This window comes from Kitasatospora sp. HUAS MG31 (assembly GCF_040571325.1).
GTDB lineage: Bacteria > Actinomycetota > Actinomycetes > Streptomycetales > Streptomycetaceae > Kitasatospora > Kitasatospora camelliae.
The window spans coordinates 4,256,338-4,272,638 of record NZ_CP159872.1 but is presented as its reverse complement, the minus strand read 5'-3'; the positions used below and the strand labels follow the sequence as shown (position 1 = coordinate 4,272,638).

Below are 16,301 nucleotides of genomic sequence, written 5' to 3'. Positions count from 1 at the left end.
GAACCGGGACCCTCCGCCGGCGTGTCGCGCCCCGTACGGGTTGCCCGGGGGACCGTCGTGGTGCGCCTGCTGGTTTGCACCCCCCGGCACCCGGCAAGGTTGGAACCATGGCCGATCTCGCGTCCGACCGTTCGAATCCGCCCGGCGCCGCACCGATCCTGGTCGCCTCCAACCGCGGTCCGGTGTCCTTCAGCAGTGAGGACGACGGATCCCTGACCCTGCGCAGAGGCGGTGGCGGCCTGGTCTCCGGCCTCTCCGCGATCGACGACCCGTCCGCGGTCTGGGTCTGCGCCGCGCTCGGCGAGGCCGACCGGCAGGCCGTCCGGCAGGCCCCCGACGGCCGGCTGGACCTCGCCGGGTTCGACGTCGGCGGACAGGCCGTCCGTATGCTGGACATCGAACCGGGGACCTTCACCCGCGCGTACAACGGCGTCGCCAACTCCACCCTGTGGTTCGTCCACCACCTGCTGTACGACATCCCGGTCACGCCCGTCTTCGACGACCGCTTCCGCCGCGAGTGGGAGTCCTACACCGCCTACAACACCGCCTTCGCCGAGGCCCTCGCCGCCGAGGCCGCCCCGGGCGCCGCCGTGCTCGTGCAGGACTACCACCTGTCCCTGGTCCCCGCCCTGCTCCGCGGCCTCCGACCCGACCTGCGGATCGGCCACTTCTCGCACACCCCCTGGGCCCCGCCCGAGTACTACCGGATGCTGCCCGACGACGTGGCCGAGGCCGTGCTCACCGGCATCCTCGGCGCGGACCGGGCCGGCTTCCTCACCCGCCGCTGGGCGCTCGCCTTCGCCGACTGCTGCGCGGCACTGCTCGGCGCCACCGTGGACCGCGACGGCCTCACCGTCACCCACGCCGGCCGGACCACCCGGCTCGGGGTGCACGGGCTGGGCGCCGACGCCGACTTCCTGCGCGAACGCTCCCACCGGCCCGACGTGGACGCCCGACTGGCCGCCCTCCGCGAGGCCGTCGGCGACCGCCGGACCGTCGTCCGGGTCGACCGCACCGAGCTGAGCAAGAACATCGTCCGCGGGCTGCTCGCCTACCGGCACCTTCTGCGGTCCCGGCCCGAGTGGCAGGGCCGGGTGGTGCACATCGCCTTCGCCTACCCCTCCCGACACGACCTGCCCGAGTACCGCGAGTACACCGCCGCCGTGCAGCGGATCGCCCACGAGATCAACGACGAGTTCGGCACGCCCGAGTGGCAGCCGCTGATCCTGCACGTCAACGACGACTTCCCACGGTCACTGGCCGCCTACCGGCTGGCCGACGTCGCCCTGGTGAACCCGATCCGGGACGGCATGAACCTGGTCGCCAAGGAGATCCCGGTGGTCTCCGACAACGGCTGCGCCCTGGTGCTCTCCCGCGAGGCGGGCGCCTTCGAGGAGCTGGCCGAGGACGCGATCACGGTCAACCCGTACGACGTCATCGCCACCGCCGAGGCCCTGCACCGGGCGCTCACCATGCCGCCCGCCGAACGCACCGACCGCACCAAGCGGCTGGCCGCGGCGGCGACGGCGCTGCCGCCGCAGCAGTGGTTCCTCGACCAGCTCAACGCCCTGCGTGGCTGACGGCTGATCCTCGGGCCGGTCCGACCGGTCCGAGGATCACCGGCCCTCGCGGATCCGCTCCGCGAGGGCGCCGAGCACCTCCACCACGCCGGCCGGGCCCCGGACCACCAGGTCCGCCCGGTCGGCGAGTTCGCGCAGCGGCGGCTCGCCGGTCACCGGCCCGCTGTAGACCAGCACCCCGGGCAGCCCCTCGGCGCGGCGCTCCTCCACCGCGGCGTACGCAGCCAGATCGCCGAGGTCGTCCCCGGCGTAGACCACGCCCCGCGCCCCGCGCTCGGCCAGGAACCCGGTCAGCGCCGCGCCCTTGTCCACCCCGGGCGGACGCAGCTCCAGCACCATCCGGCCCGGCTCCACCATCAGCCCGTGCCGGGCGGCCAGCTCCACCAGCGGGCCGCGCAGCCGTTCCAGGCTGCCGTCCGGGTCGGAGGTGCGGCGCGTGTGCACGACCACGGCCCGGCCCTTGTCCTCGGTCCACGTCCCCTCGGGCGCCCCGGCCCGCTCCAGCACCTCGGGCAGCTCCGCCCGGACCAGCGCCACCCCCGGATGCACCTCGGGGGCCGTCACCTCGCCCGTCCGGGCCTCCCACCGCTCGGCGCCGTAGTGGCCGAGCACGGTCAGGTGCTCCAGCCCCGGGACCCCGGCGAAGCCGCCGTACTCCACCGCCACCGCCGCCGGGCGGCCGGTCACCACGACCACGGCACCCACCAGCGGCGCGAGCGCGGAAAGGGCGGGGACCACGTCCGGGTGGGCACGCGCCCGGTCCGGATCCGCCACGATCTGCGCCAGCGTCCCGTCGAAGTCCAGCCCCACCACGGCCTCACCCGGAGCCGCCAGCACCCCGGCCAGCCCCTCCCGCCCAGCCGCCGTTCCCGGCACGATCACCTCAACACCCATAACCCCGACCGTACCCACCCACACCCCGACACCACACGCAGTCGGGCAACCCCAGGGTCATGCTCAACCGCCGGCGTCAGCCCTCAGCCCTTCGGGGGCGCGTGGGGGTGACCCACTCACACCAGCCCCTCAGCGGGCCGCCCGCTTCTCCTCGCGGAGCCTCCGCAGCCGGTTCACCAGCACCGGCGCCTGCGCCAGCGCCTCCTCCCGGTCCAGCAACCCGTTCAGCACCTGGTAGTACCGCGTGCTGGAGATCCCCAGTTCCTCCCGGATGGCCCGTTCCTTGGCCCCCGCCGTCCGCCACTGCCGGCCCTCCAGCGCGAGCACCGCCAGCTCCCGCTCGTCCAGCCGTCCCGGCTCAGCCACCGCACCCGCCTCCCGTCCGCGTCACCGCTCCGCCAGCGCCTCCGCGCCGACCGGGCCAGGCTAACCCCGTCCCCGGGCCTTCCCCGCCTCGGCCGCGGCCGCGCTCTGCAGGTCGGCGAGCACCTGGTCGCCGTCCTTCTTCACCGCCGCCCCGATCCGCTGCTTGACCATGCCGCTGACCTTGTCCCAGGAGGGGTCCCCCAGCGGGTAGAAGTTGGCGTTGGGGAGGGCGTTGAGGAACTCGGTGAGGTCCTTGTGGTTGCCGGCGCCGGTCATCTCGGCCTTGGTGTCGAGGGTGACCGGGAGGAGGTTGTACCGCTCGTCGAAGGTGAGCGTGTTCTCCTTGCTGTAGACGAAGTTGAGGAACTTCTTGATCTCCGTCTTGTGGCCGTTGGCCTTGAAGGCCATCATCCAGTCGGCCACGCCGAGGGTGCCGGGCCGGACGGAGGCGTCCTTCCGCGGGATGGCCGCCGTCCCGTAGTCGACCTTCGCCTCGATCGCCCGCTGGACCAGGCCCGGGTGGCCGTTGAGCATGGCCGTCTTGCCCGCCGCGAAGTCGGCGAAGGCGGTCTTGCGGTCCACCGTTCCCGGCTCGGCGTAGGTGAGTTGGCGCTGCACCAGGTTGGTCCGCAGCCAGCCGAAGGTGGCCCGGTTCTGGGGGCTGTCGATGGTGTAGTTGCCGGCGTTGTCGGCCAGGCTCCCGCCGCCGCTCATGGCCCAGATCATGGATTCGCCCTGGGCCTCCTCGGGCCCGAGCGGCAGCGCGTACGGGACGACCCCGGGCACCTTGGCCTTGATCAGTTCGGCGTCCCGGCGGAGTTCGTCCCAGGTGGCCGGGGGTGCGGTGATACCCGCCTTCTGGAAGATCGCCTTGTTGTAGACGAACACCCGGGTGGAGGCGACGAAGGGGATGCCGTACTGGCTGCCGAGCACCTGGCCGGCCTTGGAGAAGGCGTCGATGATGTTGGCCTGGGTGTCGATCGACAGCACGTCGCCGGCCGGGTAGAGCCGGTCGGCGGCGACCTGGTCGGCGTAGCCACCGGTCTGCACCATGTCGGGCACCCTGCCCCCGGCGACCAGGTCGGCGACCCGCTTGTCGATGTCGTTCCAACTGACCACCTCCACCTCGACCTTGAAGCCGGGGTCGGTCTGCTCGAAGCGGCGGAGCAGGTCGTCCCAGTAGTGCCGGGTGCTGGTGGTCTCGTTGTCGCCGTAGTCGGCGGCGACCAGCCGGAGCGTCACCTCTCCCGCGCCGAGGCCGGGGAGGGCGCCGCAGCCGCCCAGCAGCAGGCAGAGCGCGAGGGAAGCGGCCGGCGCAGCCGATCTGTTCACGTGGGTTACCGCCTTCGAAAGGGAGAGCGGCGGCCACCCTGACAGCAGGTGGACGGGGTGGTCCAGACCTGTACCGGATTTGGTTACCGAAGTGACGGTGCGCGCTGCAGAGCGCGCAACGCGCCTCCACGGCAAGGAAGTTCAGGTTTCACCAACCGAACGGACGGCCTGCCCCGCGGGCCTCCCCGGCGGTCGTGGATCAGGCGGTGAGCAGTTCCACGCCGGCCTCGGTGAAGGCGGCGGCCAGGTCGGGGGCGACGGCGGAGTCGGTGACCAGGGTGTCGACCTGCTCCAGCGCGCAGATCCGGGCGAAGGCGCGGTGGCCGAGCTTGGAGGAGTCGGCGGCGACGACCACCCGGCGGGCCCGCTCGGCGAGCAGCCGGTTGACGCTGGCCTCGCCCTCGTGGTGGGCGGTGGCGCCGTGCTCGACGTCGATCGCGTCCACGCCCAGGACGGTGATGTCCAGGGTGAGTTCGGAGAGCACCAGGCCGGCCAGCGGGCCGATCAGCTCGTAGGACTGCGGGCGGGCGACCCCGCCGGTGACGACGATCTTGACCTGGGGGCGGACGGTCAGCTCGTTGGCGATGTTGAGGGCGTTGGTGACCACGGTGAGGGTCTGCCCGGGGCCGCCCTCGGGACGGTCGGCGAGGTCGGGGCGGACGGCCAGGGCACGGGCCACCTCGGTGGTGGTGGTGCCGCCGTTGAGGCCGACCACCTCGCCGGGGGCGATCAGGGCGGCGACCGCGGCGCCGATCCGCTGCTTGGCGTCGGCGTTGCGGGCGGTCTTGTAGCGCAGCGGAAGGTCGTAGGAGACGTTGTGGGCGACCGCGCCGCCTCGGGTCCGGGTGACCATCTGCTGGCGGGCGAGCTGGTCGAGGTCCCGGCGGATGGTGGCGGCGGAGACGTTGAGCGCGTCGGCGGCCTCCTCGACCTCCAACTTGCCGTGCTCGGCGAGCAGTTCCAGCAGTGAGTTCCACCGCTCGTACCTGGACACGCGGGCCGCCCCTCCGGATTGCGCAGAACCCCGCACGGATGCGCGGGGCGGTGCCCAGCTTCGCACACTCCCGTCGGCCCGCGCTGCGCCGGATGGGCGGTCCACGCCTCAGCACCATTGCGCAATGATGCGCGAAAAGGCTATAAATCAATCAGGTTCACGCAGCAGGGATGACCCAAGGAGTCCACACCCATGCCTCAGACCTCCCTGACGGGCGAGGAGCTCGCCACCCAGCCCGACGACTGGCGGACGGCCGCCGCCCTGGCGGCCGAGTCGGTCGGCGCCCTGCCGCGCCGCGGCGAGCGGGTGGCGGTGGTCGGCTGCGGCACCTCGTGGTTCATGGCGCAGGCGTACGCGGCGCTGCGCGAGTCGGGCGGCCATGGCGAGACGGACGCCTTCGCCGCCTCCGAGTGCCCGGAGGGCCGGCGGTACGACCGCGTCCTGGCGATCACCCGGTCCGGCACCACCACCGAGGTGCTGGAGCTGCTCGGCCGCCTCAAGGCGCCCAGCACGGCGCTCACCGCGGACGCCTCGCAGCCGGTCGCGGCGGCGGCCGAACAGCTGGTGGAGCTGGCCTTCGCCGACGAGCGGTCGGTGGTGCAGACCCGGTTCGCCACCACCGCGCTGGCCCTGCTGCGGGCACACCTGGAGTCCGAGGGCGCGCTGCCGGCCGGCGTGCGCCCGATCGCCCGGGCGGCCCGGGACGCCGAGGCGGCGGTCGCCTGGTCGGTCCCGGAGGAGCTGACCGCCTGCGAGCAGTTCACCTTCCTCGGCACCGGCTGGACCAACGGCCTGGCCCTGGAGGCCGGGCTGAAGATGCGCGAGGCCGCGCTGGCATGGACCGAGGCGTACCCGGGGATGGAGTACCGGCACGGGCCGATCAGCATCGCCGCCCCGGGCCGCGCCGTGTGGGCGCTCGGCGGGCTGCCGGCCGGCCTGGCCGGGGAGGTGTCCTCGGTCGGCGCGCTGCTGCTGGACGGCTCGGGGACGGACGGGATCGATCCGCTGGCCGACCTGGTCCGGGTGCAGAAGCTGGCCGTGGCCCTGGCCGCCGCCCGCGGGCTGGATCCGGACGCCCCCCGCCACCTGACCCGCTCGATCGTCCTGGAGCACTGACCCGCCCGGCGCCGCGACCGCACGAACCCCGGGCCCGCCGGGCCCCCGGCCTCCGACTTTCCGGACAAGGAGGGTTGCCCAAGGCGCACAAATGCCCCGTCCGCGCCCCCGGCGCGACACAGCTCACTCCTTTGGACCAGACCAATCAAGCAACTGGACTAGACCTCTCCGACCGGCCAAGGGAAACTGTCCCCCGTGAAGCACGTCATCGCACTCGATGTAGGCGGCACCGGCATGAAGGCCGCGCTCGTCGCCCAGGACGGCTCCGTGCTGTTCGAAGCACGCCGCCCGACCGGGCGGGAGCACGGCACGGACGCCGTCGTCGCCACCATCCTCGACTTCGCCGCCGACCTGGCGGAGGAGGGCCGCGCCCGCTTCGGCGGCGCGCCCCTCGCCGCCGGCGTGGCCGTGCCGGGGACGATCGACGAGAGGAACGGGATCGCGGTGTTCTCCGCCAACCTCGGTTGGCGGGACCTGCCGATGCGCAAGCTGCTCGGCGAGCGGCTCGACGGCATCCCGGTCGCGCTCGGCCACGACGTCCGCTCCGGCGGGCTGGCCGAGGGCCGGATCGGGGCGGGCCGCGGCGTGGACCGCTTCCTGTTCATCGCGCTGGGCACCGGCATCGCCGGCGCCATCGGCATCGGCGGACGGATCGAGGCGGGCGCCCACGGCTACGGCGGGGAGATCGGCCATGTGGTGGTCCGCCCCGGCGGACCGGCCTGCGGCTGCGGTGCCCGCGGCTGTCTGGAGACCCTGGCCTCGGCCTCCGCGGTCTCCCGGGCCTGGGCCGAGGCGAGCGGCGACCCGCTCGCCGACGCCGCGGCCTGCGCCGAGGCGGTCGACGCCGGCGACCCGCGGGCGGCCGAGGTCTGGGGACGCGCGGTGGACGCCCTCGCCGACGGGATCGTGCTGGCCCAGAGCCTGCTCGACCCGTCGACGGTGATCGTCGGCGGCGGCCTGGCGGAAGCCGGCGACACGCTCTTCACACCCCTGCGTGCCGCGGTGAGCGAGCGCCTGACCTTCCAGATGCCCCCGGAGGTCGTACCGGCCATGCTCAAAGACACCGCGGCTTCCCTGGGCGCCGGGCTGCTCGCCTGGGACCTGCTCTCCAAGGAGGTGACCGCGTGACCACCGCGCGGAACGGATCGGCGGCTGTGCCGCGCGGCATCGCGCTCGGCGGCGCCCGGCTGGTACTGCCGGGCGGCGTCGTCGAGGACGGCCGGCTGGTCGTCGAGGGCTCGCGGATCGTTGCCCTGGGCGGCGCGAGCGCCCCCGGCGACCTGGACCTGGCCGGGCGCACCGTGGTGCCGGGCTTCGTCGACCTGCACGTCCACGGCGGCGGCGGCGCCTCGTACGCCTCCGGGGTGGCCGAGGAGGCCCTCAAGGCCGCCCGGACGCACCTGGAGCACGGCACCACCACGACGGTGGCCTCCACCGTCACCGGCGAGATCGACGAGATCTGCCGACAGGCGGCGGTGCTCTCCGAACTGGTCGAGGACGGGGTGCTGGCCGGCATCCACTTCGAGGGCCCGTTCATCTCGCACCACCGGTGCGGCGCCCACCGCCCGGACCTGCTGCGCGACCCCGACCCGGCACTGGTCCGCAAGCTGGTGGACGCGGCCCGCGGCCACGCCAGGATGGTCACCCTCGCCCCCGAGCTGCCGGGCGGCCTGGAGTCCGTCCGGATGCTGGCCGACCTGGGCGTGATCGCGGCCGTCGGCCACACCGACGCCGACTACGGCCGGACCCTGGAGGCGGTCGAGGCCGGCGCCACCGTCGCCACCCACCTGTTCAACGCGATGCCGGGCATCCAGCACCGCGCCCCCGGGCCGATCGTCGCCCTGCTGGAGGACGAGCGGGTCACCGTCGAACTCATCAACGACGGCGTCCACCTGCACCCCTCGGTGCTCGACCTGGCGTACGGCTCCGCCGGCGCCGAGCGGGTCGCGCTGATCACCGACGCCATGGGCGCGGCCGGCATGGGCGACGGGCTGTACCCGCTCGGCCCGCTGCAGGTCCGGGTGGAGAACGGGGTGGCCCGCCTGGTCGAGGGCGGCTCCATCGCCGGCTCCACGCTCACCCTGGACGTCGCCTTCAAGCGGTCCGTCACGGTCAACGGCCTGTCGCTCAACCAGGCCGTGCAGTCCCTGTCCACCGTCCCCGCCCGGCTGCTCGGCCTGGCGGACACCACCGGCTCCCTGGAGGCAGGCAAGAACGCCGACCTCGTCGTGCTCGACTCCGACACCTTCGACCTCGTCGCGGTGATGCGCCGCGGCGAGTGGATCGTCGGCGCGGACCGCCTCACCAAGGCCCACGCGGCCTGAGCCTCCCCGTCCCACCGGGGGGTGAGCAGCGGAACCCTGCGCCCCGCTACTCACCTCCTGGGGGACACCCATGCCTCTCGCCCGTACCTCCGAGCTGCTCGCCGACGCCGCCTCGCGCGGCTGCGGCCTGCCCGCCTTCAACGTCATCACCCTGGAGCACGCCGAGGCGATCGCCGCCGGCGCCGAACTGGCCGGCACCCCGGCCGTGCTGCAACTCAGCCAGAACGCCGTGGCCTTCCACGGCGGCCGGGTGCTGCCGATCGCCCGCGCCTGCGCCGAACTGGCCGCGGCCTGCCGGGTACCGCTCTCGCTGCACCTGGACCACGTCGAGGAGTTCGACCTGCTGCGCGAGGCGCCGGCCGCCGGGTTCTCCTCCGCGATGTACGACGCCTCCGCCCTACCCCCCGCCGAGAACGTCAAGGCCACCGCCGAGGCGGCCGCCTGGGCGCACCGTCACGGCCTGCACCTGGAGGCGGAGTTGGGCCGGGTGGGCGGCAAGGACGGCGAGCCGCCGCTGTCCGCGCACGCCCCCGGCGCCCGGACCGACCCCGCGGAGGCCGCCGGCTACGTGGCCGACACCGGGGTGGACGCGCTGGCGGTGGCGGTCGGCAGTTCGCACGCGATGACCACCCGGACCGCCGAGCTGGACCTGGACCTGATCCGCCGGCTCGCCGCGGCGGTGCCCGTCCCCCTGGTGCTGCACGGGAGTTCGGGCGTCCCGGACGAGGCGCTGGCCGCCGCGGTGGCGGCCGGCATGGTGAAGGTCAACATCGGCACGGCGCTCAACCTCGCCTTCACCGCGGCCGTCCGCCGGCACCTGGCCCAGGACCCCGCCGTCACCGACCCCCGCCGCTACCTGACCCCGGCCCGCGCCGGGGCGGCGGAGACCGTCGCCCACCTGGCCCGGGTGGTCAGCGGCGGCTGAGACTCAGGACGCGCCGGGGTAGGTGGTGGTACTGCCGTCCGTCAGAGCCACCTGGTCCACCAGGATCGGACCGGACGGGACCGTCAGCACCACCGTGTTGGGCCCGGCCTGCAGCTGAGGCGTTATCCAGCTCTTGAACCAGGACTTGGCCGGGTCAGCGCTGCCCTTGCTGTAGTTCTTCAACACCCATCCGCCGGGGTGCGGCTGCCCGTTGACGGTGACCGTCGCGGGCACGTCGCCACCGGCGTTGTTGAAGTGCAGGTGGAGGTTGTACGGGCCGGCGGTGGGCACGGTGACGGTCCAGGTCACCGTCGACCCCGCCTGCAGGGTCAGGTAGCTGCCGTCCGCGGAGACGGCGCCCTTGACGGTGTTGCCCGAGGGCGCGTTCTGCGCCTGCAGCTTGGTCGCGTCCGTCACGCCCGAGGACAGGGTGGGCGCGCTGGCCGAGGCCGAGCCGCCCGGGGAGGCCGAGGCGCCCGGGGATGCCGGGGCACTGGCGGTCTGGCCGCCGGAGCCCGTGGTCTTGTCACCCTTGTCCTGGCCGGAGAGCGCGATGCCGGCGCCGATCGCCACGGCGGCCACCACGGCCACCGCACCGATCACCGCGGCCTTGCCGCGCCCGCCGCTCGGCCGGTCCTCGCCCGGCTGCGGGCGCGACCGCTCGGCGTACCGGGTCTGCTGCGGGACGGCCGCCGGCGGCGCCTGGCCGGGCTGCTGCTGCGGGTACGTCGGCGCGGCCGGTGCGGGCCGCTGGCCGTACTGGGCGCGGCCGACCTCCATCGGGCGGCTGTACGGGCTGCGCTGCTGCGTCGGCGCCGCCTCGCCCTCGGCCGGCCGGTAGAGGTAGGCAAAGGGGTCGTCGTCGCCCGCGCCCTCGGGCGCGCCGTTGCTGCCGGCCGTCGTCACGGTCAACTCCCCAGGGATGGACGCTGTACCCAGGGCACCCTACCTGCCGCGGGCGACGGCGGAAAAAGCCGGTGACCACGGGGGTCAGCCGGCCCGGCGGTGTGAACGCTCTCCGCGCGCTCCCCTCACCGCTCCTCCACGGGCCCGCTTCTCGTCGTACATGCGCTCGTCGGCCGCGCGCAACACCTCGTCGATGCCCATCCCGCAGCCGGCCCAGCCGATGCCGAGGCTGACGCCGACCCGCATCGCCCGGTTGTCGATCCGCATCGGCGGGATGATCGCGTTGCGCAGCCGTCCGGCCAGGTCCTTGGCCTCCTCGCGGCCGATCCCGTCGGCCAGCACCACGAACTCGTCGCCGCCCATCCGGGCGACCGTGTCGCCCTCCCGGACGGCCTGCTGGAGGCGGCGGGCGACCTCGATCAGGACGGCGTCGCCGGCGTTGTGGCCGAACCGGTCGTTGACGGACTTGAAGCCGTCCAGGTCGCAGAAGAGCACCGCGAGCCCCTTGTCGGGCGCGGGCGCCCCTCCGGGGCGCGGGCCGGCCCAGAGCTCCGCGCCCGGCTCGGTGGGGACGGCGGCGTGCACGTGGCCCGGGTCGGAGCCGCTGTAGCGCAGCACCTGGCCGGCCGCGAAGGCCTCGCGGTCGCGCTCCAGGGCCTCGTCGGGGGCGCCGTAGCCGTGGTCCGCGGTGGTCGGGGCCCCGAGACCGTCGAAGGCGCTGTGGGCGCTGTAGGAGGTGCTCTGGCCGGCGTAGGCGGGCATCCCCTGGCCGGCGTAGGCGGCGGGGCCGTGGGCGGCGCCGGGCACCGGCTGCGGGAGGTTGCACAGCCGGCGGGCCAGCCGGGCGCGCAGCTCGGCGCCGTTGGGCAGGCCGGTGAGCGCGTCGTGGCTGGCCCGGTGGGCGAGCTGGAGCTCGTGGCGCTTGCGGTCCTCGATGTCCTCGACGTGGGTGAGCAGGAAGCTCGGGCCCTCGGCGGCGTCGGCGACCACGGAGTTGCGCAGACAGACCCACTGGTAGCCGCCGTCCCGGCGGGAGAGCCGCAGTTCGGCGCGGCCGCCCTCGGCGCTGGTGCGCTGGAGGAGCTCCAGGTCGTCCGGGTGGACCAGGTCGGCGAAGCGCTGCTGGCGGAGGGTGGCCCGGGGGCGGCCGAGCAGCCGGCACAGCGCGTCGTTCACCCGGGTCAGCTGGCCCATCGCGTCGCCGTGCAGCTCGGTGATGGCCATGCCGCTCGGGGCGTACTCGAAGGCCTGGCGGAAGCTCTCCTCGCTGGCCCGCAGCGCCTGCTGCTCCTTCTCCAGGCGGGCCAGCGCCCGTTGCATCTCGGCGCGCAGCCGGGCGTTGCCGATGGCGATGGAGGCCTGGAGGGAGAACATCTCCAGGGCCTCGCGGGTCCAGGCGCCGGGGCGCTTGCCGCTGCGCGGGCGGTCCACCGAGAGCACGCCGAGGAGGTCGCCGCCGGCGCTGTACATCGGGGCGAGCAGGATGTCGGCGGGGTGCCAGTCGTTGGCGTACACGGGCAGCGGGCCGTCGCCGGTCCAGGTCGGGACGTCGGTGCCGATCGCCCAGCCGCGGTCGTGCGGGAGGAAGCGCAGGGTGCCCCAGTGGTCGCTGACGCTGAGCATCCGTTCCCAGGACTCCCGGGAGCCGACCTGGCCGAGCAGCACGGCCGGGCCGCCGAAGGCACTCTCCTCGATCTCCCAGACGGCGGCCACCACCAGGTCGCCGTCGGGGCGGACCAGGCTGACCGCGGCCGCGTCGAAGCCGAGCCCGTGGACGGCGCCCTCCACCACGGCCTGCAGGGTGCCGGCCAGGCTCCGGGCAGCGTTGAGGTCCGCCACGACCCGGTGCAAGGTGCGGAGGGTCGCGAGGCGGACGTAGGGCTCCGACTCGGCTTCCATGCGGGGGCTCCCCGGCTGCTTCGGATAGTTCTTGAATGGTTATCGTCCGATTGCCAGAAGAACTGAATCACAGGGAGCACTGCGATAGGCACGCTCGGTCAGCAATAGCCTGCCACTGTGACTCAAATCACACAATCCCGGTCTCTTCATATCCTCGTGAGATATCGGAAACCGGGACATTCCCTGACAGCGGACCACCTGGTGGTCGGCTTTCCGGCCCCTCGACTCAAGCCCCTGGACGGCCGGCAGGCCCCCTGCCATCACCCCTGAGAGTGAGTCAGGCCACTCCCCGAACCCCTGGTCCTACGACCAGGGCCCGATACCGCCACCACCCGGTGGCGACTACCGTGCGGTACGTGTACAGCAGCTCCCCACAGCCCGCGGCCGCTCCGACGGCGACACCCGACGAGTTCCGGGCCGCGCTCTCCCAGCTCGCCTCCGGCGTCACCCTGGTGACCTCCCACGACCCCGAGGACGGCGAGGACGTCGGCATGACCGCGACCTCGTTCCTCTCGGTGTCGCTGGAGCCACCCCTGGTCCTGGTGTCGGTCCGGGAGGACTCCCGGATGGACGAGGTGCTGACCCGGGCCGAGACCTGGGCCGTCTCGCTGCTCGCCGAGGACCACCGCGCGCTCGCCTCGCGGTTCGCCATGAAGGGCCGGCTCAGCGACCGGCTGCTGTTCGCCGACGCCCCGCACCGGCGCGGCCCGCAGACCGGCGCGCCGCTCATCGAGGGGGCGCTGGCCACCGTCGAGTGCCGTACCGAGCAGCGGGTCGCGGCGGGTGACCACACCCTGGTGATCGGCCGGGTGCTGGAGGCGACGGTGCCCGGCCCGGCCGGCCGGCCGCTGCTTTACTTCCGCGGCGGCTACCGCCAGTTGGGCTGAGGCCGGGCCGCCCGCGCCGGCTGGAGGAACGTCACTCCGGGAGGAACGTCACTCCGGTCGGAGCCGGCCGCGACCCTGTTTGAGCTGCGAGCGGTGCCGCTTGGTCTCCAGCCTCCGCTCGATCATCCCGCGGGTGGGCTTGGTCGCCCGGCGCGCCTTGGGCGGCGGCGCGGTGGCCTCGCCCAGCAGCGACGCCAGCCGGGCCGCGGCCACCTCGCGGTTGCGCCACTGCGAACGGTGCTCGGAGGCGCGGACCACCAGCACCGCGCCGTCCACCAGCCGGTGGGCGAGCCGCTCCAGGGCGCGCTCCTTCCAGACCGGCGGGAGGGCGTCGGACGCGGCGAGGTCGTAACGGAGTTCGACCTGGGTGTCCGACGTGTTGACGTGCTGGCCACCGGGGCCGGAGGAACGGGAGAAACGCCACACGAGTTCGGCGTCCGGAACGACCACCGATCCCCGGACGCGAATGGGCTCGGGCATACCCCCATCATCCCGCCCGCACCCCGTCCGGATCCACGGGATTAACCGGCGCGATCGGGCCACCCGCAAAGCCTCCGATTCGCGCGGTTCCCCGCGCCCGAACCAGCCGCCCGTGGACTGAGAGAATGGCCCGGTGATCGAGCTCGGCTACTCCCTCTCCAACCGCTTTCCCGACCCCCCGCAGACCGACTACCGCACCGCCCCCGTCCGCACCCTCCGCCACGACCTCTTCTGCGGCGACGTGTTCCTGGACGTGGACGGCCACGAGCTGGCCACCGGCTGGGAGTGGGTGCCGGTGCTGGACTTCGCGTGGGCGGTGTGCGACATCGTCGAGCAGCTGGACGATGACCCCCGGGGCAGCCGCGCCGCCACCGTGCGGACCGCCGACCTGGACTTCACCCAGAACACCGAGCTGCTGCGGTTCGCCCGCCGCTTCGGCTGGGTCGAGATCAGCGCGACCTGGCGGCGGAACTCCGAGCCGCTGGTCGTCCGCCACGCGGACCTGCGGCGGGAGGCCCGGGACTTCCTCCAGGACGTCCTGGCAGATCTGTTCGACATGCACGAGGGCCTGGCCGACAATCCGAACATCTGGACCGTCCAGGGACGTTTTCCCCGGGTCTGAGACGCGCCGTGCCGACGGTTCGTGAAAGAACTCAGCGGCTTGGTGGAACCATGGAGCGGCCGGTCCGCGTTCTTCCGGCAAAAGCGACCGAAGGGACACCACACACCATGCCAGTGAGCCTCTCCAAGGGTGGCAACGTCTCGCTGACCAAGGAGGCCCCCGGCCTGACCGCGGTCACCGTCGGCCTCGGCTGGGACGTCCGCACCACCACCGGCGCCGAGTTCGACCTCGACGCCAGCGCGATCGTCCTGAACAACGACGGCAAGGTGTACTCCGACCGTCACTTCGTCTTCTTCAACAACACCAGCACCCCGGACAGCACCGTGGTGCACACCGGCGACAACCGCACCGGCGAGGGCGCCGGCGACGACGAGCAGATCAACGTCAACCTGGCCGGCCTGCCGGCCGACGTCACCCGGATCACCTTCCCGGTGTCGATCTACGACGCCACCTCGCGCGGCCAGAGCTTCGGCCAGGTCCGCAACGCGTACATCCGCGTGCTCAACGCCAGCGGCGGCGCCGAGATCGCCCGCTACGACCTCTCCGAGGACGCGGCCACCGAGACGGCCATGATCTTCGGCGAGCTGTACCGCAGCGGCGCCGAGTGGAAGTTCCGCGCCATCGGCCAGGGCTACGCCTCCGGCCTGGTGGGCATCGCCCAGGACTTCGGCGTCAACGTCTGACCCCTCGGGTCCCCGACCTGACGCACGATGCCCCCGGAGCCCGTGGCTCCGGGGGCATCGCCCGTTTCCGGCAGGGTCAGGAGCGTCCGGCGCGGAGCTCGGGGAGCTCCAGCAGCTCGGTCTCCTCGTGCGGGGTCAGGTCGACCACCTCGGGCTCCTCGGCGGGCTCCGGACGCTGGTGGGCCGGGGTCTCCTCGGCCCGGGCCTCGGCCGTCCCGTCCGGGCGTTCCTCCGGGGCCGCCTCGGCCTCCGGCGCCGCGTAGCGGGCGCTGGCGGCGATCGCCTCGTCCCCGACGACGTCCGCCAGGTCCCCGACCGCGGGGGCGGGCGCGGCTGCCCGCAGCGCCGTCCGGGCGGCACCCGGGCGGCCGAAGAAGCTGAACCCGGCCCCGCGCCCGGCCCCGGCACCCTGCGGGCGCGGACGGGCGCTGCGGACCAGCGCGGTGGAGGCGGAACCGCTCGTCTCGGACGGGCCGGCGAGCGCCGGGCGCACCGGCGCGGCGGCCACCTCGGGCCGCCCGGCCGGGGCCGGGCGCTCGGAGAACTCGGGACGCTCGGAGAACTCGGGACGCTCGGAACGCGCCGTGCCCACGGCCTCGGCGGCCGGGCGCAGCGGTACCAGGCCGGTCTCCCTGGCCGGCGCCGCGGGTGCGGCGGGCAGTTCGGCCCGGCGGGCGGCGGCGCGCTGCGCCTCGGCGATCGCGGCCCGCCGCTCGACGTGCCGCAGCGCGGCCGCGGCCCGGACGTACGCCGCCGTGGTCACCGGGTGCTTGGGCCGGGCCGCCTCCTGGGCCCGCCGGCTCGCCTCGGCCTCCTTCATCGCCTGCTCGGCCACCATCACCGCGCGTTCGCGCAGCAGCCGGGCGATCTCGGTCTCCGCCTTCGCCAGCCGGGACTTCTCCGCCGTCAGCCGCCGGCCGAAGCGGGTCGCCCGCTCCTCGGCCACCTCGGCGGCGTACTCGGCCTCGGCCAGCTGCTCCTCGAAGCGCTCCTCGTCGCGCATCCGCCGGACCACCGCGGCCTGGGCCGCCTCGCGGGCCAGCCGGTCGCGCTGACGCAGCAGCAGGCCGAGGCCGACCGCCGCGATCACGGCCGCCACGCCCACCGATTGGGCCACCACGGGGTCGGGACTGACCACCAGGGCGGCCACCGCCCCCAGGACGAGCACACCGGTCGCGAGCGGGGGGCCGGACCGGCTGAGGACGGAGGAATGGCGGTGGCGTCCACGAGACATGCCAAAGAAACTAGCGTGCGAATTGGCGCGCTGTCAGCCTCGCCACTCATTCAGCTCTT

16 protein-coding genes are annotated in these 16,301 nt (G+C 74.0%); 8 read left to right on the top strand and 8 right to left on the bottom strand.

The genetic code is table 11. From position 1 onward, the window contains the following. The first annotated feature begins 107 nt into the window (after positions 1–107). Entirely contained in the window at positions 108–1,580 is a 1,473-nt protein-coding gene (locus tag ABWK59_RS19415) for an alpha,alpha-trehalose-phosphate synthase (UDP-forming) (protein WP_354641862.1), read from the top strand. Between the two features lie 36 nt (positions 1,581–1,616). Here the strand turns inward: ABWK59_RS19415 and otsB are convergent, their stop codons facing one another. From otsB to ABWK59_RS19395, 4 genes are all read right to left on the bottom strand, one after another. Next, complete coding sequence (gene otsB / locus ABWK59_RS19410) at positions 1,617–2,474, bottom strand: trehalose-phosphatase (protein WP_354641861.1); 858 nt, start codon at positions 2,472–2,474, stop codon at positions 1,617–1,619. Between the two features lie 129 nt (positions 2,475–2,603). Then, entirely contained in the window at positions 2,604–2,840 is a 237-nt protein-coding gene (locus ABWK59_RS19405) for a DUF3263 domain-containing protein (RefSeq protein ID WP_354641860.1), read from the bottom strand. 60 nt (positions 2,841–2,900) lie between these two features. Next, complete coding sequence (locus ABWK59_RS19400; RefSeq protein ID WP_354641859.1) at positions 2,901–4,172, bottom strand: extracellular solute-binding protein; 1,272 nt, start codon at positions 4,170–4,172, stop codon at positions 2,901–2,903. 199 nt (positions 4,173–4,371) lie between these two features. After that, a complete protein-coding gene (locus tag ABWK59_RS19395) occupies positions 4,372–5,166 on the bottom strand; it encodes a DeoR/GlpR family DNA-binding transcription regulator (protein ID WP_354641858.1) in 795 nt (264 codons plus the stop codon). A gap of 192 nt (positions 5,167–5,358) precedes the next feature. Here ABWK59_RS19395 and ABWK59_RS19390 point away from each other — a divergent pair, with 192 nt between their 5' ends. The 4 genes from ABWK59_RS19390 to ABWK59_RS19375 all read left to right on the top strand — a co-directional run bounded on the left by ABWK59_RS19390 (position 5,359) and on the right by ABWK59_RS19375 (position 9,531). Then, positions 5,359–6,282: an SIS domain-containing protein gene (locus ABWK59_RS19390; protein ID WP_354641857.1), complete on the top strand. Its 924-nt coding sequence runs from the start codon at positions 5,359–5,361 to the stop codon at positions 6,280–6,282. A 195-nt stretch (positions 6,283–6,477) separates the two neighbouring features. Further along, positions 6,478–7,410 (top strand): ROK family protein, encoded by a 933-nt coding sequence (locus ABWK59_RS19385; protein ID WP_354641856.1) that lies wholly within the window; start codon positions 6,478–6,480, stop codon positions 7,408–7,410. Further along, positions 7,407–8,606, top strand: coding sequence for an N-acetylglucosamine-6-phosphate deacetylase (gene nagA, locus ABWK59_RS19380; protein WP_354641855.1), 1,200 nt, complete (start codon positions 7,407–7,409; stop codon positions 8,604–8,606). Before ABWK59_RS19385 ends, nagA begins: the two co-directional genes overlap by 4 nt. A 70-nt stretch (positions 8,607–8,676) precedes the next feature. After that, positions 8,677–9,531, top strand: coding sequence for a class II fructose-bisphosphate aldolase (locus ABWK59_RS19375; RefSeq protein ID WP_354641854.1), 855 nt, complete (start codon positions 8,677–8,679; stop codon positions 9,529–9,531). Positions 9,532–9,534: 3 nt separating this feature from the next. Here the strand turns inward: ABWK59_RS19375 and ABWK59_RS19370 are convergent, their stop codons facing one another. Together ABWK59_RS19370 and ABWK59_RS19365 are read right to left on the bottom strand one after the other, a co-directional pair. Next, positions 9,535–10,437 carry a hypothetical protein gene (locus ABWK59_RS19370; RefSeq protein WP_354641853.1) on the bottom strand — a complete coding sequence of 301 codons (903 nt, stop codon included), beginning with the start codon at positions 10,435–10,437 and terminating at the stop codon, positions 9,535–9,537. 84 nt (positions 10,438–10,521) lie between these two features. Beyond that, the gene (locus ABWK59_RS19365) at positions 10,522–12,336 is read right to left on the bottom strand and encodes a diguanylate cyclase domain-containing protein (RefSeq protein WP_354641852.1); all 1,815 of its coding nucleotides are present in this window, start codon (positions 12,334–12,336) and stop codon (positions 10,522–10,524) included. A gap of 356 nt (positions 12,337–12,692) precedes the next feature. Here ABWK59_RS19365 and ABWK59_RS19360 point away from each other — a divergent pair, with 356 nt between their 5' ends. After that, complete coding sequence (locus tag ABWK59_RS19360; protein ID WP_354641851.1) at positions 12,693–13,223, top strand: flavin reductase family protein; 531 nt, start codon at positions 12,693–12,695, stop codon at positions 13,221–13,223. A gap of 48 nt (positions 13,224–13,271) precedes the next feature. Here the strand turns inward: ABWK59_RS19360 and arfB are convergent, their stop codons facing one another. Then, positions 13,272–13,703, bottom strand: coding sequence for an alternative ribosome rescue aminoacyl-tRNA hydrolase ArfB (arfB, locus tag ABWK59_RS19355; protein WP_354641850.1), 432 nt, complete (start codon positions 13,701–13,703; stop codon positions 13,272–13,274). 133 nt (positions 13,704–13,836) lie between these two features. Here arfB and ABWK59_RS19350 point away from each other — a divergent pair, with 133 nt between their 5' ends. Together ABWK59_RS19350 and ABWK59_RS19345 are read left to right on the top strand one after the other, a co-directional pair. Beyond that, a complete protein-coding gene (locus tag ABWK59_RS19350) occupies positions 13,837–14,325 on the top strand; it encodes a hypothetical protein (protein WP_354641849.1) in 489 nt (162 codons plus the stop codon). Between the two features lie 107 nt (positions 14,326–14,432). Then, positions 14,433–15,008, top strand: coding sequence for a TerD family protein (locus ABWK59_RS19345; protein ID WP_354641848.1), 576 nt, complete (start codon positions 14,433–14,435; stop codon positions 15,006–15,008). A 76-nt stretch (positions 15,009–15,084) separates the two neighbouring features. Here ABWK59_RS19345 and ABWK59_RS19340 read toward each other — a convergent pair whose 3' ends face one another. After that, on the bottom strand, positions 15,085–16,242 hold the full coding sequence (locus ABWK59_RS19340) for a hypothetical protein (protein WP_354641847.1): 1,158 nt from the start codon (positions 16,240–16,242) through the stop codon (positions 15,085–15,087). Positions 16,243–16,301: the final 59 nt, after the last annotated feature.

Excerpts from the sequence above, each read along its gene's own strand:
- ABWK59_RS19415 (WP_354641862.1), top strand. The coding sequence starts at position 108 with ATGGCCGATCTCGCGTCCGACCGTTCGAATCCGCCCGGCGCCGCACCG.
- otsB (WP_354641861.1), bottom strand. The coding sequence starts at position 2,474 with ATGGGTGTTGAGGTGATCGTGCCGGGAACGGCGGCTGGGCGGGAGGGG.
- ABWK59_RS19390 (WP_354641857.1), top strand. The coding sequence starts at position 5,359 with ATGCCTCAGACCTCCCTGACGGGCGAGGAGCTCGCCACCCAGCCCGAC.
- ABWK59_RS19375 (WP_354641854.1), top strand. The coding sequence starts at position 8,677 with ATGCCTCTCGCCCGTACCTCCGAGCTGCTCGCCGACGCCGCCTCGCGC.
- ABWK59_RS19365 (WP_354641852.1), bottom strand. The coding sequence starts at position 12,336 with ATGGAAGCCGAGTCGGAGCCCTACGTCCGCCTCGCGACCCTCCGCACC.
- arfB (WP_354641850.1), bottom strand. The coding sequence starts at position 13,703 with ATGCCCGAGCCCATTCGCGTCCGGGGATCGGTGGTCGTTCCGGACGCC.
- ABWK59_RS19345 (WP_354641848.1), top strand. The coding sequence starts at position 14,433 with ATGCCAGTGAGCCTCTCCAAGGGTGGCAACGTCTCGCTGACCAAGGAG.
- ABWK59_RS19340 (WP_354641847.1), bottom strand. The coding sequence starts at position 16,242 with ATGTCTCGTGGACGCCACCGCCATTCCTCCGTCCTCAGCCGGTCCGGC.